Source organism: Lyngbya sp. CCY1209 (genome assembly GCF_035615495.1).
Classification (GTDB): Bacteria; Cyanobacteriota; Cyanobacteriia; order Cyanobacteriales; family Microcoleaceae; genus Limnospira.
Window position 1 is genome coordinate 1 of sequence record NZ_JAJENU010000151.1, and the last position, 7,194, is coordinate 7,194.

6 protein-coding genes are annotated in these 7,194 nt (G+C 52.5%); 2 read left to right on the forward strand and 4 right to left on the reverse strand.

The features are described from left to right. Positions 1-198 precede the first annotated feature (198 nt). The gene (aroF, locus tag LKE08_RS01890) at positions 199-1,260 is read left to right on the forward strand and encodes a 3-deoxy-7-phosphoheptulonate synthase (RefSeq protein WP_324702496.1); all 1,062 of its coding nucleotides are present in this window, start codon (positions 199-201) and stop codon (positions 1,258-1,260) included. A 79-nt stretch (positions 1,261-1,339) separates the two neighbouring features. Here aroF and LKE08_RS01895 read toward each other — a convergent pair whose 3' ends face one another. Continuing rightward, complete coding sequence (locus tag LKE08_RS01895) at positions 1,340-2,377, reverse strand: hypothetical protein (RefSeq protein WP_324702497.1); 1,038 nt, start codon at positions 2,375-2,377, stop codon at positions 1,340-1,342. Between the two features lie 299 nt (positions 2,378-2,676). On the opposite strand from LKE08_RS01895, the gene LKE08_RS01900 reads away from it, so the two are divergent. Beyond that, positions 2,677-3,252 carry a L,D-transpeptidase gene (locus tag LKE08_RS01900; RefSeq protein WP_375341390.1) on the forward strand — a complete coding sequence of 192 codons (576 nt, stop codon included), beginning with the start codon at positions 2,677-2,679 and terminating at the stop codon, positions 3,250-3,252. 133 nt (positions 3,253-3,385) lie between these two features. On the opposite strand, the gene LKE08_RS01905 is transcribed toward LKE08_RS01900, so the two are convergent. The 3 genes from LKE08_RS01905 to LKE08_RS29230 all read right to left on the reverse strand — a co-directional run bounded on the left by LKE08_RS01905 (position 3,386) and on the right by LKE08_RS29230 (position 7,194). After that, positions 3,386-4,978 (reverse strand): restriction endonuclease subunit S, encoded by a 1,593-nt coding sequence (locus LKE08_RS01905; protein ID WP_324702500.1) that lies wholly within the window; start codon positions 4,976-4,978, stop codon positions 3,386-3,388. A 55-nt stretch (positions 4,979-5,033) separates the two neighbouring features. Next, positions 5,034-6,464: an N-6 DNA methylase gene (locus tag LKE08_RS01910; protein WP_324702499.1), complete on the reverse strand. Its 1,431-nt coding sequence runs from the start codon at positions 6,462-6,464 to the stop codon at positions 5,034-5,036. A 556-nt stretch (positions 6,465-7,020) separates the two neighbouring features. Then, a complete protein-coding gene (locus LKE08_RS29230) occupies positions 7,021-7,194 on the reverse strand; it encodes a type I restriction-modification enzyme R subunit C-terminal domain-containing protein (RefSeq protein ID WP_375341391.1) in 174 nt (57 codons plus the stop codon).

The window sequence follows — 7,194 nt, forward strand, 5'->3', positions numbered from 1 at the left end:
GCACTTTGATAATGCCTTTGAGAATCCAGCTTTGGATTACTTAAGAATCTGCGTGGTTTTAACCCGCAGAGTATCAAGGCAACTGCCATACGTTAAAGTTAAGGTCGAGTCGGGCATCCTTTTCGCTCAAATCGTCAATGCTTTAGGAACACTGCCCAACCGACCCTTGCAAACCTAAAATCAGTTGACAGACTATCCATGATTATTGTAATGAAGGTCGGCTCTCCGGAAGCCGAAATCGAGCGTCTCAGCGATGACCTCAGCACGAACTGGGGACTGACCCCGGAAAAAATCGTCGGCAAACACAAAGTTGTCATCGGCCTGGTGGGAGAGACGGCGGGCCTCGACCCCCTGCAACTCCAGGAAATGAGCCCTTTTATCGAACAGGTGCTGCGGGTCGAAAAGCCCTACAAGCGGGTCAGCCTGGAGTACCGCCACGGCGAACCCAGCGATATCCCCGTCACTACCCCGGAAGGGACCGTCTACTTCGGCCACAACCGGCCGATCGTCGTGGTCGCTGGACCGTGCTCGGTGGAAAATGAGGAGATGATCGTCGAGACAGCCCTGCGGGTGAAGGCGGCAGGGGCTAAATTCCTGCGGGGCGGCGCCTACAAGCCCCGGACTTCTCCCTATGCGTTCCAAGGACACGGAGAAAGTGCGCTGAACCTGCTGGCGGCAGCCCGGGAAGCCTCGGGACTGGGCGTGATCACGGAATTGATGGACGCCGACGACCTGGAAAAATTATCCGAGGTCGCCGACGTGATCCAAATCGGCGCCCGCAATATGCAGAATTTTTCCCTGCTCAAGAAGGTCGGCGCCCAGGACAAACCCGTTTTGTTGAAGCGGGGGATGTCGGCCACCATTGAAGAGTGGCTGATGGCGGCGGAATACATCTTGGCGGCGGGGAACCCCAACGTCATCCTGTGCGAGCGGGGCATCCGCACCTTCGATCGCCAGTACACCCGCAACACGTTAGATTTATCCGTGCTTCCGGTACTGCGCGCGCTCACCCACCTGCCGATCATGATCGACCCCAGCCACGGCACCGGGTTCGCCGAACACGTCCCGGCGATGGCCAAAGCCGCGATCGCGGCGGGGACGGACTCGCTGATGATCGAAGTCCACCCCAACCCCGCCAAGGCCCTCTCCGACGGCCCCCAATCCCTCACCCCCGACAACTTCGATCGCCTGATGAACGACCTGGGCGCGATCGGTGGCGCGGTGAACCGCTGGCAACAGCCCGTCCCGGTTCCCGTTTAATTAGGGTGTAGGGTGTAGGGTGTAGGGTGTAGGGAAATTGATAATTGTCAATTATCAATGATCAATTATCAATTATTCCCTACTCCCCCGGCGGATTGTCGCTCTGCTCGATCAACAGTTCCACCTGGTGGGTGACATTTTTGAGCAACTGGTGCAGCAGCGGCAAATTCTCCGAAGACAGGGTAGCCGAAGCGCAGCGGACTTGAATTTCATTGAGTTTCTTCTGCAACTGTTGCGCCAACCGCAGGCCGTCCAAACTCAGCTTCGAGAGTTGCTGCTGCTGGTAAAACTTCAGCGCCGCCCCCCGCAACACCTGCAAATTCGCCTCCTCCCCGTGTTCTCCGGGGACGACCCGCAGGCGGATCAGCAGGTGGGTATTGCGGTAAACCCGCTCGATCTCCATCTGTTTGGCTTGGGAAACCGGCACCAGGGGCATTTTCACCAGCCGTTTCAGTTCGTTGATCACCCCCTGAAAGCGGTCCGGTTGCAAGTCGTCCAGGATGGACTGGAGCACCCCATCTTGGCTCCACAGAATCCGCCCCTTCGACGCTTGCCGTTCAAAATAGAGCCGGCCGATCCCCCCCGCCAAGACCCGGGCCAGCAACTCCGGCAACAGGGCCGGGGGGGACAGTTGGGCGAGCACCTCCGGCGGAGAACCCAAATGGGTGGGTTTCAGTTCCAGCCGGGGCAGCATCTCGTTGGCGACGGGGGATTTTTCGCGGGCCGGCGATCGCTTCTGGGCGGGGGTCGCCGACTTTTTGGGCGGCTCCGGGGAGGGCGAATTTTCGGGCGCGATCGCGGGTTCCGAAGCGCTTTTGTCCCCCGGTTTTTCGTTATTGTGGTACAGGTAGGCCGACAAGAGCGATCGGTGTTCCTCCGCGCCAATTTGCCGGGTCACGACGGAACAATTGAGATAGGCCAAGATCTGGTGGGCATAGTTGAGAGCCACCTCGTCCTCGGGATTGACGACACCCAAACACAGGGTATTATCTTTGAGAGAAAGGGGCAGAATTTGGTGGTGAAGACAGACTTCAAAGGGCAAAATGCTATCGACTAAAGGAAAAATCTGTCCGGAATCCAAATGACCCGCCCCCCCCGTTTGAGAATTCGCTAACATGGGCTGATGGGGATGATAGGTTCAACGACTACAACGACCTTCGTTCAATTTGACAGGCTATAACTCCCACCGTGATGCATCCTGAAGCACGGAGCAATTATCACCCGGCTCGGGAGCGCTGCTTGTAGAATAGCGACAGTTGTGTATATGCTATACAGTCTAACAAGATTTGGTCGTTCAGCCGAGTTGATGGGTTGACAACGGTTATGGCGAGAGGAGAAGGGAATCGAAAAGCGGGAGTCGGGAGTCGGGAGTCGGGAGTCGGGAATTGTGGGAGGGGAATTCATTATCCATTGTCAATTGTCAACTGTCAATTGCTCCTGAAATCGCTTCTATCCGTCGCGTTGAGTCCGGCAATATTGCTGCCCTCCTTTGCCGGTGATCTGACCTCCGCCGCCTTTGCAGATACCATTTCCGGCAAAACCGGACTTCCCGCCAAATTTGCCGCCTCCGGAGTGGACGCAACCCAGTTGCAACCCCTGTCGGCTACCGTGGAATTGGTGATCCGGTTGGGAGAACGGCGGGTTTACGTTTACCAGAGCGATCGCCTCCTGGCCAGTTACCCGATCGCGATCGGCCGCAGCGGCTGGGAAACCCCCGTCGGCCGACACAAAGTCATCCAACTGGTCCGCAATCCCACCTGGCAGCACCCCTTCACCGGAGATCTGATCCCCCCCGGGCCGGATAACCCCCTCGGTAGCCGCTGGATCGGGTTTTGGACCGACGGGACCAACTCCATCGGATTTCACGGCACCCCCGACGAAGACACGGTGGGGCGGGCCGCCTCCCACGGCTGCGTCCGGATGTTAAATCGGGACGTGCTCGCCCTGTTTGAAAAAGTCGCGATCGGCACCCCCGTCACCGTCGAACCTTGAGGGTTTTCTGCGGCTAATTGAGACGGGCCCGAAACCGATCAGGGTTTCAAAATCCGATCCCGTCAACCGCAACTGCTGACCGGACATCACCCCCGCAGGATTTTTCCAAGTTTGAAAGTCTCTCAAAAATCAATCAATCGATGCCTTCGATTTTGAGTTGGGTGGGATTTTCTATCTCTGTTTTGGGGGCGGTTTTGCGGGGTTTCCGTTTCGTTTTTTTGCCCGATTTTCCCTTGGCTTCCCGTTCCTGGCGGATGCGTTCCAACAGCACCGATGCGGGTTCGTCGTCCGGGTCTTGGGGGACGAGTTCCCCTCGGAAGGCTTTCGCTAATATCGCTTGATTCAGGGTTTCCAGGTCGGTTTCCGCTTGTTTGTACTGTTCTTCGATAGTATTGATCGCGTGCAGAATTTTTCCGACTCTCAAAATAATTTCTTTTTGCTCATTTTCTGGCGGCAATTTTAACATCCAATCGGCTAGTATCTGACTGCCCAAATGATGGATGCCAATTCCTTTAGATGCTTTTCCAAAAGCACCGGAAATCGCACCGAACAAAAAATAGTAATACAAAAAATCATAAATTGGAGCCAATGGACGAACCCGAATCAAAGTGTTTTGTATACAACAACTGGGTATCTCATCTCTCCAGATTGCTGGCTTTCCAACTTCATACTGACTCCCTGACGCTTCATTGATCAGAACATCTCCATATTGAAGTTTGAATCTTTTAAAATCATTGGGATCAAAATTCATCTCTTTTACATCTGACAAGTCGAGTCCGCTCCAAGTTACGTTCGCCGCTCGTAAATATTGGCGCATATATGGACCCGTATGATTTTTGGGCGAACGTTGTCTGCCAAGTTGAACATCTCCTATGTGTTGCACCTTTGTCCAACACCAACCCTCGGGCAATTCTGGCAAATTGTCAGTATTGACGGGTTCGGGTTCTTTATATTTCTGTTTCCATTTGTCATCAGTTGGCGTTTTCCCCTTGGCTTGCATCTTCTCCAACTCGGCTTCTTCCCAACGTCGCCGCCGTTCCCGTTTTATCCGTTCTAACAATACCGATGCGGGTTCAATATCCGGGTGATTCTCCCGCCAATCCTTGGTTAAATCGCCACGAAAGGCGGCGGCGAGAACCGATCGCCGAAATTGGTCTAACAGGGGTGCGATCGTATCCAATTCCCCTTTAACTCGCCGACTCCTCTCCTGTAACGCTTCGATTTTAGCGACAATCCGTTTCTGTTCATTCAGCGGCGGCAAGAGTATTTCGGCATTATTAACATCATTATCTGTAACAGCCGGGTACAGAGTACCATCCATTGTACTGCTAATTTTGCGAATAAATTTTTCTGACAATACATAATAAAAAAGGAAATTGCTGTCAACAGCCAAAGACGGTCTGAGCACCGCTATACCAGTTGATGTTAAAACACCGTCCAACTCTTTGGGGACGCGGACTATATTTTTTAAATAAGTTCTGACTGTCGAAAATAAAACATCATCTTTTTTGACGACTCTACGCGCACGAGAAGGGGCATCTTGACCCAGAAAAATTTTGGGTACAGTTATGGTTTGGGTGGAGTTATCAATTGAACTAATATCAATGTACTTAAATTCTCGACTCGGATACTTTTTGGGCTGTTCTGTTTGATATGATAGGGTGATTTCACCTATGGTTGTTAAATACCATCCTTTGGGCAAAGCTTCCAATGATTCTGATTGCATCAAAATATCTCCCCATATTTTTAAGGATACTGCTTTATTTTTTTATAAACCTTTATTATTCATTCTCCCCAGCCAACAACAACATCAAAGCCTCCATCTCATCCGCCGCCACCTGCAACCGCTGGAAAATCTCCGCCGCGATTTCATCCGGTTCCGGCAAATCCTCCCCCCCCTGCAAACTCTCATCCCGCAGCCAGGAAATATCCAGATTGTCCCCCCGCTTTCCTATCTCCTCCCGACTGAAACGGCGAAACCGTCCCTCTTCACCCAAATCCACCCGGCGTCCGTTTCCATTCGGGTCCTCCCCGTAACAGGTTTCAAACTCCCGAAAATGGTCCGCCGTCAGGGGAACCCGCTTCCCGAAACTCGGCATATTCGTCCGCATATCGTAAAACCAAACCGCCTCCGTGTTGCCCTTTTCCGTGGTTCCCCGCCGGAAAAATAACACGTTGGTTTTCACCCCCTGGGCGTAAAAAATCCCCGTCGGCAATCTCAGGATGGTATGCAAATTGCACTTATCCATCAAATCCGCCCGAACTTTTCGCCCCTGTCCGTCCTCAAACAACACATTATCCGGCAACACCACCGCCGCCCGTCCCCCGGCTTCCAACCCCCGATAAATATGCTGCAAAAACGCCAACTGTTTGTTGGAAGTCGGAAAGGTAAAATCGTCCCGCGTCGGTTTCCCGCCGCCCTTTTTCGTCCCGAAGGGCGGATTCGTCAACATTAAATTCGCCTTCCGGAGTCGCTGTCCCTCCCCGGACAACGTATCCCCCAAACCCACCTCGCCCTCGATGCCGTGTAACAGCATATTCATCAACAGCAGCCGGTGGGCGTCCTGCACCAATTCCATGCCGTAAAAGGCTTTATATTTCTGAAAGTCCTGTTCCGGTACTTCCAAATCAAATAACTCGTCCGTCCGTTCCTTTATATAGCGGTCTGCCGCAATCAAAAAACCCCCCGTCCCCGCCGCCGGGTCTTGAATGAATTCCCCCGGCTGCGGCTGCATCAATTTCACCATGCAATCAATCAGCGGACGGGGGGTAAAATACTGCCCCGCCCCGGACTTTTTCTCCCCGGCGTTCTTCTCCAACAACCCTTCGTAAAGGTTGCCCAACCCCTCCTCCTTCGCCGAATACCAATCCAACTGGTCGATACTGGTGACGAGTTTACTCAAAATCCGAGGTTGTTTCAGGGCAGTTTGGGCGTTGGCAAATATCGCCTGAACCCGCGTGTTGGCCGTCTGTTCCCCCAACGTAACCAGCAACTTCCGATAAAAATTCAGTTGGTCGATGCCCTCCGTCGCCACCAAATCAATCCAGCGACACCCCTCCGGCAGTTGGTCTTCCGTCCCCGTCTCCTGCGTCATTTTCAGGAACAGTAAATAGGTCAACTCCGTGACATATTGCAGGTAGGTAATACCGTCATCCCGGAGGACGTTGCAGAGATTCCAGAGTTTTTGAACAATATCAGTCGTTGCGGTCATCAATTCGGGCGATCGCCTGCGGCGGCGCTTTTAATTCCAATAGATTACCTTATCACGAAACCGCGCCCAAAACCCATCCGATTAACAAAACTTAAAAACCCGCCCTCCAATTCTCCCCCCTTATAAAGGGGGGCCGGGGGGGATCTCCGTCTTTGCTGAGGAGTGGCGATCCCCCTAAATCCCCCTTAAAAAGGGGGACTTTGAGTGACGTGGGTTGAGTTGAGGAACGAATGTTTGATTCTTTTCGCACCATTGTTGAGGATTGTTTAAAAAACTTAGTAAATTAATATGTGATACGGTCAATTCATCAACCAACTGAAGAAACATTAGTTGTAAATCAATATCTGTTCTGGGTTTGTCTAGATGGCTCATCTGAGATGGTGTCAATATATTGGGCTTGAAAAAATTGAAAATCATATCAGATCCGGTTACTTGTCCCCATAACCTCCCCAATCCTCTTGAGAGGATTTTGGCTGGTAGGGGCGCGGCTTGCGCCCTCGGGAATTGATTCCCAAGCGGTCTGGATATCCGACCAGATTTGATATAATTATCTATTCTAACTTATCTCCTCCCAAATTGCCCCATTAATCTCACTTAAAATATCCTCCAACTCCCCATCAAACGTTTTGTTCAGACGAGTAAAGCCGCCCTTGGACTTGAACTGTCCCCGGTCAAACGCCAGCCTATCCACCACCGTTTCCGATTTTAACTGCTTCCCGATCCGTTCCAA